The organism is Lachnospiraceae bacterium (assembly GCA_025758065.1).
GTDB lineage: Bacteria > Bacillota > Clostridia > Lachnospirales > Lachnospiraceae > Enterocloster.
This window is the reverse complement of the sequence record CP107199.1, coordinates 289,151-309,082: the sequence shown is the minus strand read 5'-3', so window position 1 is coordinate 309,082 and position 19,932 is coordinate 289,151. Positions and strand designations below refer to the sequence as shown.

Here is a 19,932-nt window from a genome sequence, read left to right as displayed (position 1 = left end):
CAGTTTCCTTGCACATGAAAATTTATCCTGCGTGTAATGAATCGGTAATTATCGTGGATTATACTAGTACAGCTCTGCGATCCGGGTGATTCCTACATAAATGTGGGAAATTTTATACCAGGTAGCAAAGTCAGTAACTCCTGTCTGAGGCAGTCCGAATATGTTCTGGAATTCCCGTACAGCGGCGGCAGTCTGTGGGCCATAAATACCGTCTGGCCGGATCCGGGGAATGGCCGTATATACCTGGGCAATGGCATCTAACTGCTCCTGAAGCTGGCGCACCTTGTCACCGGAACTGCCCACTGTCAGGTCATATCCCGGCCAGGAAGCAGGGATACCGGCAATCTGCTCTGCTGTATTAATGTACATGCTGTCACCGTAATAGTAGCGTAAGATCTCGATGGGGCTGTAGCCTTGCTGACCTAAGGAGCAGGATCCCCATTGTGTCATCCACCGAGGACACAGAACCTTTCGTCCATCGCAATATTGGGTCAAGATAGGCTGCCGCACGCCGGGGCGGGAGAGAAAACTGTCAAAGATCTCATCTACAACCTGGGAAATGCTTTCAAAAATATTTCTGCCGTAGATCCATTTATGGTCAAAAGCAGTGGAAGAGGTGATCGTGAAATCATAGCCCTGATTCCGATACCATTCTGTGTATACACGGTTTAAGGTAAAGGACATGATAGCCAGTACATTGGCGGTAATGGTGTTCTGGGGCCAGGTAGAGTAGATTTCACTGGAGGCCACATTTTTAATATAATCCCGGTAGGGTACATAATAATCTTTGGCTGTGGAGTCTGTAGGTGTTCCGTCATGGACAACAACTGTTTGTGGAACAACCACCCGGCTTAATACGATCTCACCGCTTTCACCTACCGGTTTTACTTCTGCTTCGGCAATTTTTGGTGGATAATTTCCAAATAAAGTGTGATCCGGGATAACTATGGGGTCTTCTGGCGGTGTACTGTCTTCATCTCCTGTAAGTTTTGCAGGCTGGATCGCCTGCGCCCCGGCTAGGACTTCAGTGCCGGAGATATTTAAAGGTTGAAAGCCTTCTGCCTCCACCAGCACATTGTATTCAGAATAGGGTTGATAGATACTGGGCTCTAAGCTGTATTCCTCAGGAGGTGCCGGAAGAGATATATTTTCTGTCTGTCCGGAAGAATCAGTAGTCAGCTGTTCTAACACACGTTCTGGTTCTCCTTTGGAACTGATGGAAACTTTAGCGTTTTGGATGGGAAAATTATTCTGGATGTTGATTACCTGGATCTTTAAGCTGCCTCTGGATAAAAAATCCTGTCCGTTTGCCATAAAAAATGCCTTCTTTTTTATACCGTCGTTTCCAGTATATGAGAAGGCATTTTTATTATGACTGATCTGAAGAAAAATGATAGGGAAGAGATCATAAGATGCTTTTAAATCTGAAATCCACGGGTCTTAAGATAATTTTTTATGGTTTCTACTGCGCCATTGATCCCAACAGCTGCAGTGTTGATCATCAGATCATAATTATCAGGGGATTCCCATTCTTTTCCAGTATAGTAGCGGAAATAATCCCGTCTTTCTCTGTCGATCCTCTTGATATTTTTCTTAGCATCTTTTGCAGCATAATATTCTTTTTCAATGGTACGTTTTTCCCTGAAATCCATGTCTGCATAGATAAATATGCGCACCAGGCCTTCCATGCCTTCCAGAACATAATCAGCGCAGCGGCCCATGATAATGCAGTTTTCTTCAGCGGCCAGCTTCCGGATCACTTCAGACTGGAAGCGGAACAGATTGTCTGTAGATATCAGGTCAGAACCAAAAGAAGGAGCGCCTTTTTCAGGAGTAAGGCTTTTAATGATCTTGTACAGCAGCTTATTTCCAGCTTTTTCATCTGCAAGGTAATAGAAACTCTCTTCAATGCCGCTTTCGTCAGAATTCATGCGGAGAATGTTTTTGTCATAAAAGTCTAGTCCAAGTTCCTGAGCCAGTTTGGTTCCTACTTCACAGCCACCGCTGCCAAATTGTCTTCCGATGGTAATGACAAGTTTGTTTTCGTCATTCATATGCATGCCTCCTGTTTTGGGTATTTTAGATGCATTCAGTATAGCATAGGAAAAAGACAAAAATATCACTTTTCTGTTAATTTGACGAAAAACTAAGATTCTTAAGAAGACTTAGTTTTTGCAATGGATATTTAATATCCCTTCTTCACATATTACAAAATCCATGTTTTTATCATGGTCTTCTATAGGGATCTCATCACACATAAGGACCCTTCGGCATAGGACGGCCAGAGTTCCTTTTACATGGTTTAAATACCGGTCATAGTACCCACCGCCATATCCAAGACGGTGTCCATCACGACCGCAGGACAAGCAGGGGATAAGAGCCAGATCAATCTCTTTTGGTGAGAGTTTTTCACATGTATCGACTGGTTCCAATATGCCATATTTTCCAGGAGCAAGGTTATCCATGGAATGGATCTCATATACTTCCATGATCCCTTTGCTGATACATTTTGGTACACCTGCCCGTTTTCCTCTTTTCAAAATATCTTCTATGATCGGTTTGGTATTGATTTCATCTTCTGTACCAACAAAGCAGAAAATAGTATATGCTTTTTGATAAATATCCCAGGTGCGGATATTCGTAAAAATAGCATTATCACTGGAAGCACAGCTTTCACGGTCCAATCTGTTCCGCTGTTCTTTTAAAACTTTGCGAAGTTGTTTTTTCTGTGTAGTTAAGTCTGGAATTTTTTTCATAGTTAATCCTTTTAACATCAAAAATCTAGTCAATTTTTAGTTTAACACCTGTAGTATACTCTAGGTCAAGAATTTTTTATATAACCTGTAAAAATTGCCTAGCAATTTTCATGCCAAAAAAGATTAGTATGAGCCAAAAAAATTTAGCCTTCAAAGGCATTGAAAAAATAAATGATATATATTATAATTTTGACAATTTGGGCAGAAATCCATAGCGGCGCACACATCCGGAAATGAAAACGGATGTCAAGCTTGCTTGTAAGTCCGTTTTTGTTTCCGGATGTGTACATCGGATGGACCATCCGATGCTTCCTGAAAGACGAAGACTTTCAAGAAGATGGCGCCGCGTAAAATGCTTTCCACGCTGTATCATATCCGTGGAAAAATGGCTTTCTCCCAACACACAACATAAGAAAGGACAGGTATCCCCCCTATGAAAGCATATCTTATATTGGAAGACGGCACTGTGTTCACTGGCACCAGTATTGGTTCTCAGCGTGAAGTGATCAGCGAGATCGTTTTTAACACATCTATGACCGGTTATCTGGAAGTATTGACTGATCCGTCATACGCAGGACAGGCCGTTGTTATGACCTATCCTCTGATTGGTAATTATGGAATCTGTCGTCAGGATATGGAGTCTTTAAAGCCCTGGCCGGATGGTTATATTGTAAGAGAATTATCAAGAATCCCAAGCAACTTCCGTTGCGAAGACACAATTCAGAATTTCTTAGCAGAAAATGATATTCCTGGTATCTGTGGTATCGATACAAGAGCCCTCACAAAGTTATTAAGAGAAAAAGGTACAATGAACGGTATGATCACGACGAAAGAGTATTCAGATCTTTCTGATCCTATCAGCCGTATGAAAGCCTATACAGTGGCAGGTGTTGTTATGGCTACCACAACCAAAGAAAAATACGTTCTTCCGGGAAATGGAAAGAAAGTAGCTTTAATGGACTTTGGCGCAAAGAAAAACATTGCCCGTTCCTTAAATGAAAGAGGCTGTGAGGTTACTGTATATCCGGCAGATACACCTGCAGAAGAAATTTTAGCAGCAGCTCCGGATGGCATCATGCTTTCCAATGGTCCTGGTGATCCAAAGGAAAATACTGAGATCATTAAAGAAATCAAAAAAATGTATGATTCCAATGTACCTATTTTTGCTATCTGTCTGGGACATCAGCTGATGGCGCTGGCAAACGGTATGGATACCTACAAATTAAAATACGGTCACAGAGGTGGAAATCATCCGGTAAAAGATCTGGAGACCGGAAGAGTCTATATTTCTTCCCAGAACCATGGTTACGCAGTAGATATCAATACTGTAAAGCCAGAGATCGCAGTTCCTGCATTTGTTAATGTAAATGACGGTACCAATGAAGGTTTAAAATACACAGGAAAGAACATTTTCACTGTACAGTATCACCCGGAAGCATGCCCTGGACCACAGGACTCCGGATACTTATTTGACCGTTTCCTTAAAATGATGGAGGTAAATGACTGATGCCAAAGAATCCTGAAATTAAAAAAGTACTGGTTTTAGGCTCCGGCCCGATCGTTATCGGACAGGCAGCAGAATTTGACTACGCAGGTACACAGGCCTGCCGTTCCTTAAAAGAAGAAGGGATTGAAGTTGTCCTTTTAAACTCTAACCCGGCTACCATCATGACCGACAAGGACATTGCAGACCGTGTATACATTGAGCCATTGACCGTAGAAGTAGTAGAGCAGCTGATCTTAAAAGAAAAGCCGGACAGCATCTTACCTACCCTTGGAGGACAGGCTGGCTTAAACCTTGCAATGGAACTGGAAGATGCAGGTTTCTTAGAGAAGCACAATGTGCGTCTCATTGGTACTACAGCTCTTACTATTAAAAAAGCAGAAGACCGTGAAATGTTTAAAGAGACCATGGAAAAAATCGGCGAGCCGGTTGCTCCTTCTGACATTGTAGAAGATGTAAAACATGGTCTGGAAGTAGCAGCGCAGATCGGTTACCCGGTGGTTCTTCGTCCTGCTTATACATTGGGAGGTTCCGGAGGCGGTATTGCACAGAACCCGGAGCAGTGTGCTGAGATCCTGGAAAATGGTCTCCGCCTTTCCCGTGTGGGACAGGTTTTAGTAGAACGCTGTATTGCAGGCTGGAAAGAGATCGAATACGAAGTAATGCGTGACGGTGCAGGAAATGTGATCACCGTCTGCAACATGGAAAACCTGGACCCGGTTGGTGTTCATACAGGTGACAGTATCGTTGTAGCACCTTCCCAGACCTTAGGCGATAAAGAATACCAGATGTTACGTACCTCTGCTTTAAACATCATCAGTGAACTGGGCATCACCGGCGGCTGCAATGTGCAGTATGCGTTAAATCCAGACAGCTTTGAATACTGTGTAATCGAGGTAAACCCACGTGTCAGTCGTTCTTCTGCACTGGCTTCCAAGGCAACTGGATACCCAATCGCAAAAGTAGCAGCAAAGATCGCTTTAGGTTATACTCTGGATGAAATCAAAAATGCGGTTACAAAGAAAACTTATGCAAGTTTTGAGCCAATGCTTGACTACTGCGTAGTAAAGATGCCAAGACTTCCATTTGATAAGTTTATCAGTGCCAAGAGAGCATTAGGAACCCAGATGAAGGCTACCGGCGAAGTTATGAGTATCTGCACCAACTTTGAAGGTGCCTTAATGAAAGCAATCCGTTCTCTGGAACAGCATGTAGACTGCCTTATGTCTTATGATTTTACTGGACTTTCTTATACCGGACTGGTAAAAGAACTGGAAATCGTAGACGATATGCGTATCTGGCGTATTGCAGAGGCTCTGCGCCGCGGTTTCCCATATGAGCTGATCCATGAGATCACCCGCATTGATATCTGGTTTATCGATAAGCTGGCTATCCTGGTAGAGATGGAAAAAGAGTTAAAGGCAGTAGGCGAAGGAAAGAAAGAGCTGACTACAGAACTTCTTGCAGAAGCAAAGCGCATTGAGTTCCCTGATAATGTAATTTCCCGCCTTACCGGCATTTCCCAGGAAGAGATCAAAAAGCAGCGTTATGACAATGGCATCCGCGCAGCTTATAAGATGGTTGATACCTGTGCAGCAGAGTTTGCAGCAGAGACCCCATATTACTACTCCTGCTTTGGAAGCTTCAACGAGGCAGAAAAGACAGAAGGAAGAAAGAAAGTACTGGTTCTTGGCTCCGGTCCGATCCGCATTGGACAGGGAATTGAGTTTGACTTTTGTTCTGTACACAGCACCTGGGCATTCAGCAAAGAAGGCTACGAAACCATTATCATCAACAATAACCCGGAGACAGTAAGTACTGACTTTGATATTGCAGATAAGCTGTATTTTGAGCCATTAACACCAGAAGATGTAGAGAGTATTGTAGATATTGAAAAGCCGGACGGTGCAGTGGTACAGTTTGGCGGACAGACTGCTATTAAGCTGACAGAAGCACTTATGAAAATGGGTGTGCCGATCCTTGGTACAGCAGCAGAAGATGTAGATGCAGCAGAGGATAGGGAACGCTTTGACGAGATCCTGGAGCAGTGCCATATCCCGAGACCGGCAGGACATACTGTATTTACCGCAGAAGAGGCAAAGAAAGCAGCAAATGCTTTAGGATATCCTGTTTTAGTACGCCCTTCCTATGTACTGGGAGGACAGGGAATGCAGATCGCTATCTGCGATGAAGATATTGATGAATTTATCGGTATCATCAATCAGATCGCCCAGGAGCATCCGATCCTGGTAGATAAGTACGTTATGGGCAAGGAAATTGAGGTAGATGCTATCTGTGACGGAACCGATATCCTGATCCCTGGTATTATGCAGCATATTGAACGTACCGGTATCCACTCCGGAGACAGTATTTCCGTATATCCGGCACAGGATATTACACAGCATAATGTTGACACCATTGTGGAATACACAGAAAAACTGGCTAAGGCTCTCCATGTAAAGGGAATGATCAATATCCAGTTTATCGTAGACGGGGATGATGTATATATCATCGAGGTAAATCCACGTTCTTCCCGTACAGTACCATATATCAGCAAGGTAACAGGTATCCCGATTGTTCCGTTAGCGACCCAGATCATCTGCGGCCATACGATCAGGGAACTGGGCTATAATCCAGGACTGCAGCCTGCAGCTGGTTATATTGCTGTTAAGATGCCGGTATTCTCCTTTGAAAAAATCCGCGGTGCAGATATCAGCCTTGGACCGGAAATGAAGTCTACAGGTGAGTGCCTTGGTATTGCAAAGACCTTTAATGAGGCTCTTTACAAGGCGTTTGAAGGTGCCGGGATCCGCCTGCCCAAGTACAAGAAGATGATCATGACTATTAGAGAGAATGAGCAGGAAGAGGCAGTGGATATTGCCCGCAGATTTGCAAATGTAGGTTATCAGATATTCGCTACCAGGGGAACTGCAAGAACCTTAAATGAACATGGGGTAAAGGCGTTAGAGATCCGTAAACTGGAGCAGGAGTCTCCAAACATCCTTGACCTGGTATTAGGCCATCAGATCGATCTGATCATTGATATACCAGCACAGGGCGCTGAAAGAAGCCATGACGGTTTTGTGATCCGCCGTAATGCCATTGAAACAGGTGTAAATGTACTTACAGCCCTTGACACTGCAAGAGCCCTTGTGACAAGCCTTGAGAACCGTGCAAAAGAGCTGACACTGGTGGATATTGCAACTGTAAAGAATGCATAAAATGATGCAGGTGCCAAAAGGTTTTATTAAAAAGCACATGAAATCAGGTTTTGAATGCCTGATTTCATGTGCTTTTGTAATTTTAGGATGCAGTACAGTTATTTACGAAAAGATGTACTTTTTCTACGCTATAGGCTTCTGAGTGTGTATTTCTTTCTACAGTACTTTCTCTTTTTACAATGCCTCTTTTATACATGGTATTAGCATGAGTATTTCTTTCTGGGCATTTTTTTCTGGTGTTGTCTGAAATCTGAAATAATGTACAAAAAAGACTGGAATATAATTAGGCAAAACTAACAAAATTAAGAAAACCACCTGCTTGCTCTGACATTTTTTTCAAAATCGTGCTAAACTAAAATAGGAAACTATGAACGTGGAGCATGAAAAAGAATCTCAAACACAAAAATGTCCTATCGGAGTCTTTCATGCACCTGCTTTCGTGGCCGATTTTCCGCCAATTGTACTCGAATTTCATCACCGTACGCACCGCGTACGCCTCAGAAATTTGGGCACAACTGACAAAAGATCTTCTCACAAAATCAGGTACAGAAAGATTCCAAGAGAACATAAAAAGTTTTGAGAGTACATAAAGAAAGCAGGTGTAAATTTTATGTACGAGAAAGGTCAATATATCGTATATGGCATCCGTGGAGTCTGCAAAGTAACAGACATTATCACCATTGATCATCCTGTTGGACCTAAAGGGCGTCTTTATTATGAGCTTCGTCCTTGTAACCAGAAGGATGGGAGAATCGTGACACCGGTTGACTCAGAAAAGACTATTACCAGGCTGCTGCTTACCAGACCAGAAGCAGAGGCGCTGATCAAAGAAATCCCCCGGATCAAAGAAATGACTGTAACAAATGACAAACAGAGGGAAGAACGGTATAAAGAGGCCTTGAAAACCTGTGACTGCCGTGTATGGGTAAGTATGATCAAAGCCTTGTATCTAAGAAAACAGGACCGGATCGAGCATAAGAAGAAAGTGACGGATTTAGATGAACGGTATTTTCGCATGGCAGAAGATTATCTGGATTCAGAGCTTTCACTTGCTCTTGATATATCAAGGGAAAAGGTAAATGAATATATTAAAGAACGGATCATGGAGTATGCTGTTGATGAGGGAGAAGCCTTTTGACCCCTCTGATACTGAATTGCTACGTGCTTTGCACTCTCGCAATTCTAAAAACATTCGTAATCCGCTCATTTTTCTTCAAAAAATGGCTTCTTACTCATGTTTTTGGCGGGTCCCAAGTTCAAAAATCCTCCTGCAAGCAAGCTTGCATCGGATTTATGAACTTGGGACCCTGGTATCATCATATGTTGTAAATAACAAACCGCCTGCGTCAGCAGGCGGTGATTTTTATATTCGCATGATTTTTATTCGATAGTAGTTCCGGCTTCTCCTGTCAGGCTGCATTCTGCCTTGTCCAGAGAAGTGATAATGGCTTTGCGGCCATTTCCGGCCTCTAAGAAGTTGACAGAAGCGGAAATTTTTGGAAGCATGGAAGCAAATTCAAACTGGCCTTCTTCCATATAAGTCTTTGCTTCAGCAATGGTCATATGGTGGATGGGCTCTTCTTTGTCAGTTCCAAAGTTTAAGGTAACATTGTCAACGCTTGTAAGGATCATCATAACATCAGCATCGATCTCTTTTGCTAAAAGGCCTGTTGCAAGGTCTTTTTCGATAATAGCGCTGGCACCGCGAAGATTGTATCCCTGTTCCATGACCGGGATGCCGCCGCCTCCGCAGGCAATAACGATCTGGTCAGCGTCCATTAAAGCTTTGATGGCATCAATCTCAACAATGGCAACTGGATGAGGAGAGGCTACGATACGTCTGAAGCCGCCTTCTACTGCTTTTACATGGTTTCCTTTGGCTTCTTCTTCTTTGGCTTCTTCTTCACTCATTACACGGCCTACTACTTTTACAGGAGTGTAAAATGCCTCATCATAAGGATCAACAGTGACCTGGGTAAGAACAGTGCTTACCGGCTTATAAATGCCACGCTTGATCAGTTCTGCGCGGATGCCGTTCTGTAAGTCGTAACCAATATAGCCCTGGCTCATAGCGGAGCATACAGACATAGGAGCGGAGCTGTATCCGTGGTGCTGTTTACCGAATTCATTCATTGCTGTATGTATCATGCCTACCTGTGGTGCGTTGCTGTGAACGATGGCAACCTGCCAGCCGTCCTGAATAAAGTCTGCGATCACTTTTGCAGTGCGCTTTACGGCTTCCTTCTGTTCTGGAAGATTGGTTCCCATATCTTTATGGCCAATGGCCATGACGATCCTCTTTTTTGCCATAATGCTTACCTCACTTTTCAGGAAATATTTTTAACATCATGATACGATGTTAGGGTCAAAAGGTATCCCCCCTCTGATACCGAATTGCTACGTGCTTTGCACTCTCGTAATTCTAAAAACATTCGTAATCCGCTCATTTTTCTTCAAAAAATGGCTTCTTACTTATGTTTTTGGCGGATCCCAAGTTCAAAAATCCTCCTGCAAGCACGCTTACATCGGATTTATTACCTTTTGACCTTGGTATCATGATACATTATTATAGAAAAAATTGCAACGAAAAGCGCAAAAAGATGATAGCAAAAGGAAGTTGGGTGTGATATACTGACTGCATGTATGTGATGAAAAAAAAGGAATTCATGTATACAAAGAAAATTTTGCCTGAAGGCTGGAAAAAGAAGGTTTTGGCAGCGGTGTTCCTGGCTGTTTTGGGAAATATCCTGGTGCAGTATGTGATCCCATGGCCGGAGTTTATGACAGTTTCCTATGAGGCAGCAGCAGAGGAACTGGCGGCGTATCCTTTGGGAGTTTATCTGGCGTTAACGTTGCTTATAGCCCCTTTATTGGAAGAAGGAATATTCAGGAAGGGACTTTATGGGATCTTGCGAAAATGGTTTGGTGTGATCTTGTCAGCGTTTATATCAGCCGTCGCATTTGGTCTGTATCATGGAAACTGGATCCAGGGGATATACGGTTTTGTTTTTGGCTTGCTGCTTTCCTGGGGATATGAAAGCAGTTCTTTTGGAAAATACAGAATGGCTGTGGTGATGCATGGAGCTGCAAACGGGGCGGCGCTGCTTTTAAATGTGGTTTTAATTAAATATTTATAAGATATGTATTCCGGGGATCTTCTGGCAAAATCAGGCACAGAAAGATTCCAGAAGCGAAGGAGGAAAAACGTGAAGTTATTATCCATTGCGATTCCGTGTTATAACTCAGAAGCCTATATGGAGCATTGTATCAATACATTGCTTACAGGCGGTGATGAGGTGGAGATCATTATCGTAGATGACGGGTCACAGAAGGACCGTACACCAGAGATCGCCGATGAATATGAGAGAAAATATCCGGGGATCTGCCGTGCGGTCCATCAGGAAAACGGCGGACATGGCCAGGCGGTAAATACAGGTCTTAAAAATGCTACGGGTGTATTTTTTAAGGTAGTAGACAGTGATGACTGGGTCAACGAAGAGGCATACCAGAAGGTTTTGGAAACTTTGAGAGGGTTTGTATACGGTCAGGAAACCCTTGATATGCTGATAACTAACTTTGTTTATGAGAAAGAGGGAGCAAAGCGGAAAAAGGTGATGAATTACCATACTGCTTTCCCAAGGGATAAAGTGTTTACCTGGAAGGATGTTAAGTTCTTTATGACAGGACAGTATATACTGATGCATTCTGTTATTTACCGTACAGAACTGCTGCGCCAGTGTGGACTGGAGCTGCCAATGCATACTTTTTATGTGGATAACATTTTTGTATATCAGCCGCTTCCCCATGTAAAGAACATGTATTATCTGGATGTGAATTTCTACCGCTATTTTATCGGAAGATCTGACCAGTCTGTAAATGAGCAGGTAATGATCGGAAGGATAGACCAGCAGCTGCGGGTGACAAAGCTGATGTTAGGATATTATGATGTAACAAAAATCCCTAACAGAAAGCTGAAGCATTATATGACTTCTTATCTGGAGATCATGATGACCATTTGCTCTGTGCTTGCGATCAAGTCAGGAACAGAGGAAAATATGGAAAAGAAGAAGGAAATATGGGAGTTTTTAAAGAAAGAGAATCTGGCTTTGTGGCTGAGACTGCGGTTTGGATTTTTGGGGCAGGGATGCAATCTGCCTGGGAAGGGCGGTAGAGACCTGCTGATCTTAGGGTATAAGATAACACAGAAGTTTTATGGATTTAATTAATATGGCAGCATTTTCATAATAAAAAAGCGTTTGGTGTTTTAACCAAGCGCTTTTTCTGTTATCTTCTTGTCTTCTGTATCAGCTGCGTATCCGTATACTAAGTAATGGATGGCATAGGCCATTAAGAAAGCACCGCATACGTCAATAATAGAATGTTGTTTTAAGAACATAGTTGCCAGACAGATGGAAGCAGTTAAGAGAAAAGAACAAAGTTTTATGATCTTATGTTTTGATAAGAACCGGCTTCTGCTGATGGCAATGTGGGTTCCCACAGAATTGTATACATGAATGCTGGGGAAGACGTTGGTGTTAGTGTCTGTTTTATAAAGGGCAGCTACGGCTGCACTGAAAATATTCTTATCCGGGTCGATCACCGGGCGGAAATCAGTTCCGTTGTGGAAGAAAGTACAGATGATTAGGCTCAGCGTCATGCCGGAAAATAAAAAGGCACACATTTTGTAGTAATCTTCTTTACTGCGAAACAGAAAGAAAATTAAGGTTCCTGCTACGTAGACGAACCACAAAAAATACGGCACGATGAAATATTCATTAAATGGGATCAGGTCATCTAAGGACGCATGCATAATATGGTAATCACGGGTCACTGTCCGCTCCAGGAACATAAACCAGGGGAGGTAGATGAATGCATAGGACAGCAGCCATGCATGTCTGTATTTGTATAAAAATCCGCAGATCTTTTTCATGTTTTCCTTTCTTGAAATGTTCATATGTCTTGTTTTTTATCGTGGAAAAATTATAGCACGGTAAATTTTGAAAAACAAGGGGAGTCACAAAATATTAATAAACTTCTCTTTTATTTTTATTTTTGTTATGGTATATTTATTATTAAGAAATGAATTTACATGTGAATGGTGGTGTAAGAAATGAATGAAGCACGAAGCGTTTTGGGCGTGATCTGCTCAGCGTATGACAGTTTTTTTGAGGCAGAGAAGAAGATCGCAGATTATATTATGGAGCATAAGGATCAGGCTGTGGATATGACCGTAGGAGAGCTGGCAAAAGCCAGTGGTACCAGTGATGCTACAGTATCAAGATTTTGCCGCAGATGCGGTTTCAAGGGATTTCAGAACCTGAAACTGACACTTGCCAGGGAGATTTTAGAAGAGGAACATCAGAGCCAGGAAGTGACCAATGATATTGACCGGACAGATCTGGAACAGTCTTTAAAGAATATTCTTGCGAATAAAATTGCAGAACTGACAGAGACTATAAAGATGATAGACATTAAAAATCTGGAGATCATACTGGATAAGCTGGAGCATGCAAGAATGGTGCAGCTGGCAGCTGTAGGAAATACCATTCCGGTAGCCTTAGATGGTGCTTTTAAGTTTAATCAGCTGGGCATTCCGGCTGTGGCGGGGGATATCTGGGAAGCGCAGGCTGCCTATGCTTTTAACCTGGGACGTGAGGACGTAGTTTTGATCATTTCTAATTCCGGATCCTCCAAAAGGTTGGAAACACTGGCTGCGGGAGCGAAGGAAAATGGAAGTACCCTGGTACTTATTACCAATAACAGGGAGTCACCCCTGGCGCAGATCTGCGATTATAAGATCATCACTGCTACCAGGGAAAAGCTTCTTACAGAAGAATTCTGGTTTTCCAGAGTGACGGTCACTACTGTGATCGAGATCATCTACCTTCTTCTTATGGCTGGAAAGAAAGATGCAGTAGAGCATATCAGGCGTCATGAAAAAGCTATATCATCAGATAAGCAGCGGGGATAGGCATACTAAGAAAGAAGAAAATAAAGAAGAGAATAGATATTAAGAAAAAATAGGTGCAAGAAAAAATAGAATATAAGCAAACACAGGACAGTACACAGTAATCTGCACAAAAGAGAACCGCATTTTATGGAAAACTGCGGTTCTTTTTTGTTTAAAACGCTGAAAGAACATGCGAAAATATTTTTCTCAAAGAACGCTATTGACGAAAAATAAAAATCATATTATAGTAAGACTAAGGATAAGAAATAAAATTTCTTAAAAATAAGGAGAGATGATACATGATTTACACAGTGACTTTTAATCCGGCACTGGACTATGTGATCTCTGTAGATCATTTTACTCCAGGTAAGGTGAACCGGACCATATCAGAAAACATGATCTGCGGGGGAAAAGGAATCAACGTATCCGCTCTTTTAGCAAATCTGGGCTATGAGAGTACAGCATTGGGCTTTGTAGCAGGTTTTACAGGAGCGGAGATTGAAAAACGGGCAAAAGAACTGGGCTTTGCATCTGATTTCATTCATGTAAAGAACGGCATGTCCCGTATCAATGTAAAGATGAAATCGGACGAAGAGACGGAGATCAATGGCATGGGACCAGATATCCGGCCTGAAGATGTAGATGCCTTATTTAAGAAGCTGGACGGTTTAAAAGAAGGGGATGTATTGGTGCTTTCAGGAAGTATTCCTTCTATGATCAGCCATCACATTTATGAGGAGATCATGAGACGTCTGGAAGGAAGAGGCATCCGCACAGTCGTAGATGCAGAAAAGGATCTGTTGTTAGATGTGCTCCCGTTAAAGCCATTTCTTATTAAACCAAACAACCATGAACTGGGACAGATGTTCGGAAGAGAGTTAAAAACAGAAGAAGAGATCATAGAGTGTGGGAAAGAACTGCAAAACAGGGGAGCTGTGAATGTTCTGGTTTCCATGGCAGGAGATGGTGCATTGCTGGTGGCAGAGGACGGACATATTTATAAGGAAGGAGTCTGCAAGGGAACTGTGAAAAATTCTGTAGGAGCCGGTGACTCCATGGTGGCAGGCTTTTTAGCCGGTTATCTGGAAAAAGCAGATTATGAGTATGCCTTGAAGTTGGGAACAGCCAGCGGCGGTGCAACGGCATTTTCCTATGGCATTGGTACAAAGGAACTGATCATGGAGCTGTTAGGACAGCTGCAATGATAAATGATAAAAAATGAGGTAACTGTTCAGATCCAACCTCCAAAATGCTACGCATTTCGTCGGTGTGGCGTATCCGCCAAATAAAATTTCAAAAACAGTTTTAAAGATGCAAGCATTTTATACCTGTTTTTTGAAATTTTGCTTGGCTCTGAACAGTTACAAAATGAGAATGAAAAAGCAGATTGAAATTTATAAGGAGGTATACGCATGCGTATTACAGAGCTGTTAAAAAAGGAAAGCATTGAACTGGGCGTAAAGGTGGCAGATAAAAATGCGGCCATTGATAAACTGATCTCACTGATGGATGCTGGAGGACGGCTTAACAGTATACAGGGGTATAAAGAGGGAATTTTAGCAAGAGAAGCACTTGGAAGTACAGCTATCGGTGAAGGAATCGCTATCCCACATGCGAAGGTAGATGCTGTAAAAGAGCCGGGACTGGCAGCTATGGTGGTTCCTGAGGGCGTTGATTATGAGGCATTTGATGGTTCTCTGGCAAACCTGATCTTTATGATCGCAGCACCGGCAGCAGGAGATGATGTACATTTGCAGGCGTTATCCAGACTGTCTACATTACTTATGAATCCAGGCTTTAAAGAGAGTCTGATCGGGGCAAAGGATGCAGACGAGTTTTTAGATATCATCGACAAGGCAGAAAATGAACGCTTTGGTGAGGAAGAGAAGAAAACGCAAGCAGCGAAAAATGGGGCAGAGGATAAGAAGACAGAAAAGAAGGAAGCTGGCCAGTCAGATCAGAATGCTTCTGCTGTCAATGCCCATTACCGTGTTCTGGCAGTTACTGCGTGCCCGACGGGTATTGCCCATACCTACATGGCAGCGGAAAATCTGGAAAATACTGGAAAGAAATTAGGGATTTCCTTGAAGGCTGAAACAGACGGCTCCGGTGGTGCCCAGAATGTACTGACAAAAGAAGAAATCGCAGCAGCAGAGGCGATCATTGTTGCAGCAGACAAGAACGTGGAAATGGCCCGTTTTGACGGAAAGCCGGTGATCATGGTTCCTGTAGCAGATGGCATCCACAAGGCAGAGGCTTTGATCAATCAGGCAGTAAGCGGAACAGTACCGGTTTATCATTATAGTGGAGATGTTTCAGGTGCAGCTTCTGAGGGAGAAAGTGACAGCATTGGAAGACAGATCTATAAGCATCTGATGAACGGTGTATCCCATATGCTTCCATTTGTTATTGGCGGTGGTATCCTGATCGCTCTGGCGTTTTTACTGGATGATTATTCCATTGATCCATCTAACTTTGGTAAGAATACACCTCTTGCAGCTTACTTAAAGACCATTGGTGAGCAGGCATTTGGCATGATGCTTCCGATCCTTGCAGGTTTCATTGCAATGAGTATTGCAGACCGTCCAGGTCTGGCTGTGGGTCTGGTAGCAGGTCTGATCGCAAAAATGGGTTCTACTTTTGCAAATCCTGCAGGCGGAGATGTAAACGCCGGTTTCCTGGGTGCATTATTTGCTGGTTTTGCAGGTGGTTATCTTGTTTTAGGCCTTAAAAAGCTGTTTTCCAAACTGCCAAAGTCACTGGAAGGTATCAAACCGGTATTATTATATCCGGTGATCGGTATTTTCCTTGCAGCAGTGGTGACTACTTTTATCAACCCATATATGGGCATGATCAATGACGGACTGACCCACTTCTTAAATGGAATGGGCGGAACCAGCCGTGTAATGTTAGGTATGATCCTTGGCGGCATGATGTCTATTGATATGGGTGGTCCTTTTAACAAAGCAGCTTATGTATTCGGAACTGCCCAGCTGGCAGAAGGAAACTTTGAAGTAATGGCAGCGGTAATGGCAGGCGGTATGGTGCCTCCATTGGCAATTGCACTGTGTACTACTTTCTTTAAGAAAAAATTTACGGAAAAAGAGCGTCAGTCTGGTATTGTAAATTATGTAATGGGACTTTCTTTCATCACAGAAGGAGCTATTCCGTTTGCAGCCCAGGATCCTCTCCGCGTGATCCCTTCCTGCCTGGCAGGTGCAGCAGTAGCAGGTGGCTTGTCTATGGCTTTTGGCTGTACTTTAAGAGCACCTCATGGCGGATTATTTGTACTGCCTACTATTGGCAATCCGGTAATGTATCTGGCGGCAGTTGTGATAGGAGCGGTCGTTGGCTGCGTTATCTTGGGAATTCTTAAAAAGAACGTGGAAGAATAAAACAGACACATACTTAAGGGAGTATTTATAGCAGCCCGGCCAAGGGGAGAAACGGCCGGGCTGTTTTTGCGTCAGTCAGTCAAAGAGAAAGATAGATCATTGATCGATATTTTGATTTGAAAGCTTTCTGATGTATGGGATTACCAGAGCAGCAGAAACAATAAGAGAAGTTATTTCCGCCACAGGGGTTGCCCAGGCAACACCGTTAATACCGAAGATGTGGCTGAACAGACACATGAAGGGAACGTCAACGGTTCCTTTACGCAGCATGGATAAAAGAATCGGCTGACGCTTCTGACCGGTTGCCTGAAATACAGTTAAAGTGAAGAATGTCATGGTAGTCATAGGGCAGGCAGAGCAGATAATATGTAAAAATGTACGTCCATATTGAACAGTTTCCTGATCATTAATGAATAAACGGGTCACACCAGATGCATTTGTGTAAAGTAAGACAGCGATAGTTATGGAAACAACAAGGCTGAACAGAAAGAGAGTACGGATCGCAGCCAGCATCCGTTTCCTGTTACCAGAGGTAAAATTATATCCGATCAGAGGTAAGGTCCCCTGCGTAATGCCCTGGGCTACAGCAAAAGCCAGCATGTTGATCTTTTTTGCTATTCCCATACCGGCAACTGCAATATTAGAGTATCCGGCAATAATGTGATTTAATACAGTGTTGGAGACAGTCCCCATCATGGAGATTAAAAAACTGGGAAGACCGATACTTAGTACTTCAGATGGGATATGGTCAGTGATCCGGTACATACGTGGTGAAAGAGTAAGTACGCTTGTGGCTCTTATTTTCCAGATAAAGTGCAGGAAATAAAGCATGGCAATGGTATTGGAGATTAATGTTGCAATGGCAGCACCAGTGATCTGAAGCCGCAGACCGTAAATGAAAAGCGGATCCAGCAGGATATTTAAAACACCTCCGAAAGCAACACCGAAACTGGCTTGTTTAGAATAGCCTTCTGCACGGATCAGATGGGCAAGTGCCGGATTTAAAACGGTGGGTACAGCACCGATACCGATTGTCCAGAACAGGTAGGAAGAGGCAAGGGGGAGAGTTTCTTCATTTGCGCCAAGAACTGGCATAAGGACAGGACGGAACAGGAGCATAAAAATACCATATAAAAAGGCAGATACAGTGGTTGTCCAAATACAGAATGCGCAGCAATGAGATGCTTTTTTATGTTCATTTGCACCTAAAAAACGGGAAATCAGGCTGGAGCCTCCAACACCAAAAAGATTGGAAAGAGCTGTCATAAACATGAAAAGAGGCATATTTAATGTGGCAGCAGCTACTTGTCTGGGTTCACCTAACTGCCCGATAAAAAATGTATCAGCCATATTATATATGATAGTGATGATCTGGCTTATGACAGTTGGAACTGCAAGAACCAGGATCGCTTTGGGAATAGGCATACTGCAAAACAGCACCTCATTTTTTTCTTTCATTGTGCAAGCACCTCATTTCGCCTTGTTTTAAACAATCTATAAAACATTGAATAGAAAAATAAAAACTTTCTTCTACAGGGGTGGGATAATGGGAGAAAAATCCCTCCTCTTCCTGAGAAATAAAACCGTGTACAATAGCTCGGAATAACCGGCGGTAATGGACCAGTTCTTTACTTTGTAAATGAAAATCCTGAAATATTTTTTTTAAAGGATCTGTAATAAGAATAGCAGCATTATCAAGGACCTGATGATCTTTGGCAGCTGTGTTCATGATCAGCCAGTAGAGCTGCCGGTGTTCTTTAGCAAATAAGCGGTAAGTATCAGCAAGGATACGGACAGCTTGTTCACCATGCTGTTCTTTTACAGCATCCATTTCCATTTCCTTTTGCAGCTGCAGGCCATATTCACAAACGGCTGTGATCAGTTCGTCCATGCTTTTTATATGATTGTAAAGAGAAGCGGTTTTGACCTGAAGAGAATCAGCCAGAAGACGCATAGAAAAACATTCACGTCCCTGGGTTTCTATCAGATCTGCTGCAGCTTTTATGATTATTTCTTTATTTAATCCTTTGTGTGACAAAAAAACACCCCTTTCAAAAACTAATGACATTAGTTAAAATAATATACTAATGACGTTAGTTTGTCAAGATAACAAATAAAAGGATTAAATACAAAAAATAATTTTCAAAAAGTGTTGACAATTCCTACAATTTGAATTATACTATTCAAGCAATCGCATTTGAGACAAGTGTGAGAGCGGATAAGGGGTCTTAGCTCAGCTGGGAGAGCATCTGCCTTACAAGCAGAGGGTCACAGGTTCGAGCCCTGTAGGCCCCATCCAATTAAATAATATGGCGGAATAGCTCAGATGGCTAGAGCACACGGTTCATACCCGTGGTGTCGAGAGTTCGAATCTCCCTTCCGCTATTTTGCATGGGGTCTTAGCTCAGCTGGGAGAGCATCTGCCTTACAAGCAGAGGGTCACAGGTTCGAGCCCTGTAGGCCCCATCCATTAACTAAATATGGCGAGATAGCTCAGTTGGCTAGAGCACACGGTTCATACCCGTGGTGTCGAGGGTTCGAATCCCCCTCTCGCTATGAACGAAGAGGCAATCTGTGAAAGCAGGTTGCTTTTTTGCAATATAAATTAGATAAAACGGAAAATGATCATGAAAAATAAAATACATATTGGAAAAGCAGGTGCTTTATGAAAAATACAGTGAGAAAACATATTTATTTCTCTGGAAGGGTCCAGGGAGTAGGATTCCGATATCGTTCTTATTATATTGCCCAGTCACTGGGGTTGACTGGATGGGTGACGAATCTCTGGGATGGTCGGGTGGAAATGGAAGTGCAGGGACAGCCTCTGGATATCCAGGAACTTTTAAAACGTATCCAGGAACAAAACTGGATCGAAGTATCAGATATGGAGATCACAGATATTCCCTGTAAACAGGAAAACAGCTTTCATATATACTGAGAAGTTAATGGCTGTAACGGCTATGGGCATTTTTAATAGAAATTTTCGATGTGTTTTATATGTTTTTCAACAGTGGTATGGTATAATGTAATAAGCGCAGAAAAAAACAAGCGCCGCCAAGGGCGGCATTTGTTTTTTGCAAGCTTATTAACGAAGGTCCCGTCTGCG

The 19,932-nt window shown here is 42.8% G+C and carries 16 protein-coding genes and 4 tRNA genes; 13 read left to right on the top strand and 7 right to left on the bottom strand.

All coding sequences use genetic code 11. The features are described 5' to 3' along the window. Positions 1–63 precede the first annotated feature (63 nt). The 3 genes from OGM16_01430 to OGM16_01420 all read right to left on the bottom strand — a co-directional run bounded on the left by OGM16_01430 (position 64) and on the right by OGM16_01420 (position 2,756). Positions 64–1,314, bottom strand: coding sequence for a peptidoglycan-binding protein (locus OGM16_01430; protein ID UYJ46968.1), 1,251 nt, complete (start codon positions 1,312–1,314; stop codon positions 64–66). 104 nt (positions 1,315–1,418) lie between these two features. Further along, entirely contained in the window at positions 1,419–2,054 is a 636-nt protein-coding gene (locus tag OGM16_01425; GenBank protein UYJ46967.1) for a cytidylate kinase-like family protein, read from the bottom strand. A 111-nt stretch (positions 2,055–2,165) separates the two neighbouring features. Next, positions 2,166–2,756, bottom strand: coding sequence for a 5-formyltetrahydrofolate cyclo-ligase (locus tag OGM16_01420; protein ID UYJ46966.1), 591 nt, complete (start codon positions 2,754–2,756; stop codon positions 2,166–2,168). A gap of 433 nt (positions 2,757–3,189) precedes the next feature. Here OGM16_01420 and OGM16_01415 point away from each other — a divergent pair, with 433 nt between their 5' ends. From OGM16_01415 to OGM16_01405, 3 genes are all read left to right on the top strand, one after another. After that, a complete protein-coding gene (locus OGM16_01415) occupies positions 3,190–4,263 on the top strand; it encodes a carbamoyl phosphate synthase small subunit (protein ID UYJ46965.1) in 1,074 nt (357 codons plus the stop codon). Then, positions 4,263–7,481, top strand: coding sequence for a carbamoyl-phosphate synthase large subunit (gene carB / locus OGM16_01410; protein ID UYJ46964.1), 3,219 nt, complete (start codon positions 4,263–4,265; stop codon positions 7,479–7,481). Before OGM16_01415 ends, carB begins: the two co-directional genes overlap by 1 nt. Positions 7,482–8,091: 610 nt before the next feature. After that, positions 8,092–8,619 (top strand): CarD family transcriptional regulator, encoded by a 528-nt coding sequence (locus OGM16_01405; GenBank protein ID UYJ46963.1) that lies wholly within the window; start codon positions 8,092–8,094, stop codon positions 8,617–8,619. 242 nt (positions 8,620–8,861) lie between these two features. Here OGM16_01405 and OGM16_01400 read toward each other — a convergent pair whose 3' ends face one another. Beyond that, positions 8,862–9,791: a carbamate kinase gene (locus OGM16_01400; protein UYJ46962.1), complete on the bottom strand. Its 930-nt coding sequence runs from the start codon at positions 9,789–9,791 to the stop codon at positions 8,862–8,864. A gap of 356 nt (positions 9,792–10,147) precedes the next feature. On the opposite strand from OGM16_01400, the gene OGM16_01395 reads away from it, so the two are divergent. After that, on the top strand, positions 10,148–10,618 hold the full coding sequence (locus OGM16_01395) for a CPBP family intramembrane metalloprotease (GenBank protein UYJ46961.1): 471 nt from the start codon (positions 10,148–10,150) through the stop codon (positions 10,616–10,618). A 69-nt stretch (positions 10,619–10,687) separates the two neighbouring features. Next, positions 10,688–11,707 (top strand): glycosyltransferase family 2 protein, encoded by a 1,020-nt coding sequence (locus OGM16_01390; protein ID UYJ46960.1) that lies wholly within the window; start codon positions 10,688–10,690, stop codon positions 11,705–11,707. 38 nt (positions 11,708–11,745) lie between these two features. Here OGM16_01390 and OGM16_01385 read toward each other — a convergent pair whose 3' ends face one another. Further along, complete coding sequence (locus OGM16_01385; GenBank protein ID UYJ46959.1) at positions 11,746–12,411, bottom strand: phosphatase PAP2 family protein; 666 nt, start codon at positions 12,409–12,411, stop codon at positions 11,746–11,748. A 180-nt stretch (positions 12,412–12,591) separates the two neighbouring features. On the opposite strand from OGM16_01385, the gene OGM16_01380 reads away from it, so the two are divergent. The 3 genes from OGM16_01380 to OGM16_01370 all read left to right on the top strand — a co-directional run bounded on the left by OGM16_01380 (position 12,592) and on the right by OGM16_01370 (position 16,826). Continuing rightward, complete coding sequence (locus tag OGM16_01380; GenBank protein ID UYJ46958.1) at positions 12,592–13,452, top strand: MurR/RpiR family transcriptional regulator; 861 nt, start codon at positions 12,592–12,594, stop codon at positions 13,450–13,452. Between the two features lie 278 nt (positions 13,453–13,730). Further along, complete coding sequence (gene pfkB, locus OGM16_01375; GenBank protein UYJ46957.1) at positions 13,731–14,636, top strand: 1-phosphofructokinase; 906 nt, start codon at positions 13,731–13,733, stop codon at positions 14,634–14,636. Between the two features lie 207 nt (positions 14,637–14,843). Beyond that, complete coding sequence (locus OGM16_01370; GenBank protein ID UYJ46956.1) at positions 14,844–16,826, top strand: fructose-specific PTS transporter subunit EIIC; 1,983 nt, start codon at positions 14,844–14,846, stop codon at positions 16,824–16,826. A gap of 96 nt (positions 16,827–16,922) precedes the next feature. Here the strand turns inward: OGM16_01370 and OGM16_01365 are convergent, their stop codons facing one another. Further along, complete coding sequence (locus OGM16_01365; protein ID UYJ46955.1) at positions 16,923–18,284, bottom strand: MATE family efflux transporter; 1,362 nt, start codon at positions 18,282–18,284, stop codon at positions 16,923–16,925. After that, positions 18,268–18,657, bottom strand: coding sequence for a WHG domain-containing protein (locus OGM16_01360; GenBank protein UYJ46954.1), 390 nt, complete (start codon positions 18,655–18,657; stop codon positions 18,268–18,270). Before OGM16_01360 ends, OGM16_01365 begins: the two co-directional genes overlap by 17 nt. Before the next feature lie 391 nt (positions 18,658–19,048). Between OGM16_01360 and OGM16_01355 the strand changes: the two genes are divergently transcribed. The 5 genes from OGM16_01355 (at position 19,049) to OGM16_01335 (ending at position 19,764) form a co-directional block, all read left to right on the top strand. Continuing rightward, positions 19,049–19,121, top strand: a tRNA-Val gene (locus OGM16_01355). Between the two features lie 16 nt (positions 19,122–19,137). Then, positions 19,138–19,211: transfer RNA gene (locus OGM16_01350), tRNA-Met, on the top strand. 8 nt (positions 19,212–19,219) lie between these two features. Next, a tRNA-Val gene (locus OGM16_01345) sits at positions 19,220–19,292 on the top strand. 16 nt (positions 19,293–19,308) lie between these two features. Continuing rightward, positions 19,309–19,382, top strand: a tRNA-Met gene (locus OGM16_01340). Between the two features lie 109 nt (positions 19,383–19,491). Continuing rightward, positions 19,492–19,764, top strand: a complete 273-nt coding sequence (locus OGM16_01335) for an acylphosphatase (protein ID UYJ46953.1) — start codon at positions 19,492–19,494, stop codon at positions 19,762–19,764. Positions 19,765–19,932 lie beyond the last annotated feature (168 nt).

What these genes read in the sequence shown, in the direction of transcription:
- OGM16_01430 (UYJ46968.1), bottom strand. Translation starts at nt 1,314, where the DNA reads ATGGCAAACGGACAGGATTTTTTATCCAGAGGCAGCTTAAAGATCCAG.
- OGM16_01425 (UYJ46967.1), bottom strand. Translation starts at nt 2,054, where the DNA reads ATGAATGACGAAAACAAACTTGTCATTACCATCGGAAGACAATTTGGC.
- OGM16_01420 (UYJ46966.1), bottom strand. Translation starts at nt 2,756, where the DNA reads ATGAAAAAAATTCCAGACTTAACTACACAGAAAAAACAACTTCGCAAA.
- OGM16_01415 (UYJ46965.1), top strand. Translation starts at nt 3,190, where the DNA reads ATGAAAGCATATCTTATATTGGAAGACGGCACTGTGTTCACTGGCACC.
- carB (UYJ46964.1), top strand. Translation starts at nt 4,263, where the DNA reads ATGCCAAAGAATCCTGAAATTAAAAAAGTACTGGTTTTAGGCTCCGGC.
- OGM16_01405 (UYJ46963.1), top strand. Translation starts at nt 8,092, where the DNA reads ATGTACGAGAAAGGTCAATATATCGTATATGGCATCCGTGGAGTCTGC.
- OGM16_01400 (UYJ46962.1), bottom strand. Translation starts at nt 9,791, where the DNA reads ATGGCAAAAAAGAGGATCGTCATGGCCATTGGCCATAAAGATATGGGA.
- OGM16_01395 (UYJ46961.1), top strand. Translation starts at nt 10,148, where the DNA reads ATGTATACAAAGAAAATTTTGCCTGAAGGCTGGAAAAAGAAGGTTTTG.
- OGM16_01385 (UYJ46959.1), bottom strand. Translation starts at nt 12,411, where the DNA reads ATGAAAAAGATCTGCGGATTTTTATACAAATACAGACATGCATGGCTG.
- OGM16_01380 (UYJ46958.1), top strand. Translation starts at nt 12,592, where the DNA reads ATGAATGAAGCACGAAGCGTTTTGGGCGTGATCTGCTCAGCGTATGAC.
- pfkB (UYJ46957.1), top strand. Translation starts at nt 13,731, where the DNA reads ATGATTTACACAGTGACTTTTAATCCGGCACTGGACTATGTGATCTCT.
- OGM16_01370 (UYJ46956.1), top strand. Translation starts at nt 14,844, where the DNA reads ATGCGTATTACAGAGCTGTTAAAAAAGGAAAGCATTGAACTGGGCGTA.
- OGM16_01365 (UYJ46955.1), bottom strand. Translation starts at nt 18,284, where the DNA reads ATGAAAGAAAAAAATGAGGTGCTGTTTTGCAGTATGCCTATTCCCAAA.
- OGM16_01360 (UYJ46954.1), bottom strand. Translation starts at nt 18,657, where the DNA reads ATGGATGCTGTAAAAGAACAGCATGGTGAACAAGCTGTCCGTATCCTT.
- OGM16_01335 (UYJ46953.1), top strand. Translation starts at nt 19,492, where the DNA reads ATGAAAAATACAGTGAGAAAACATATTTATTTCTCTGGAAGGGTCCAG.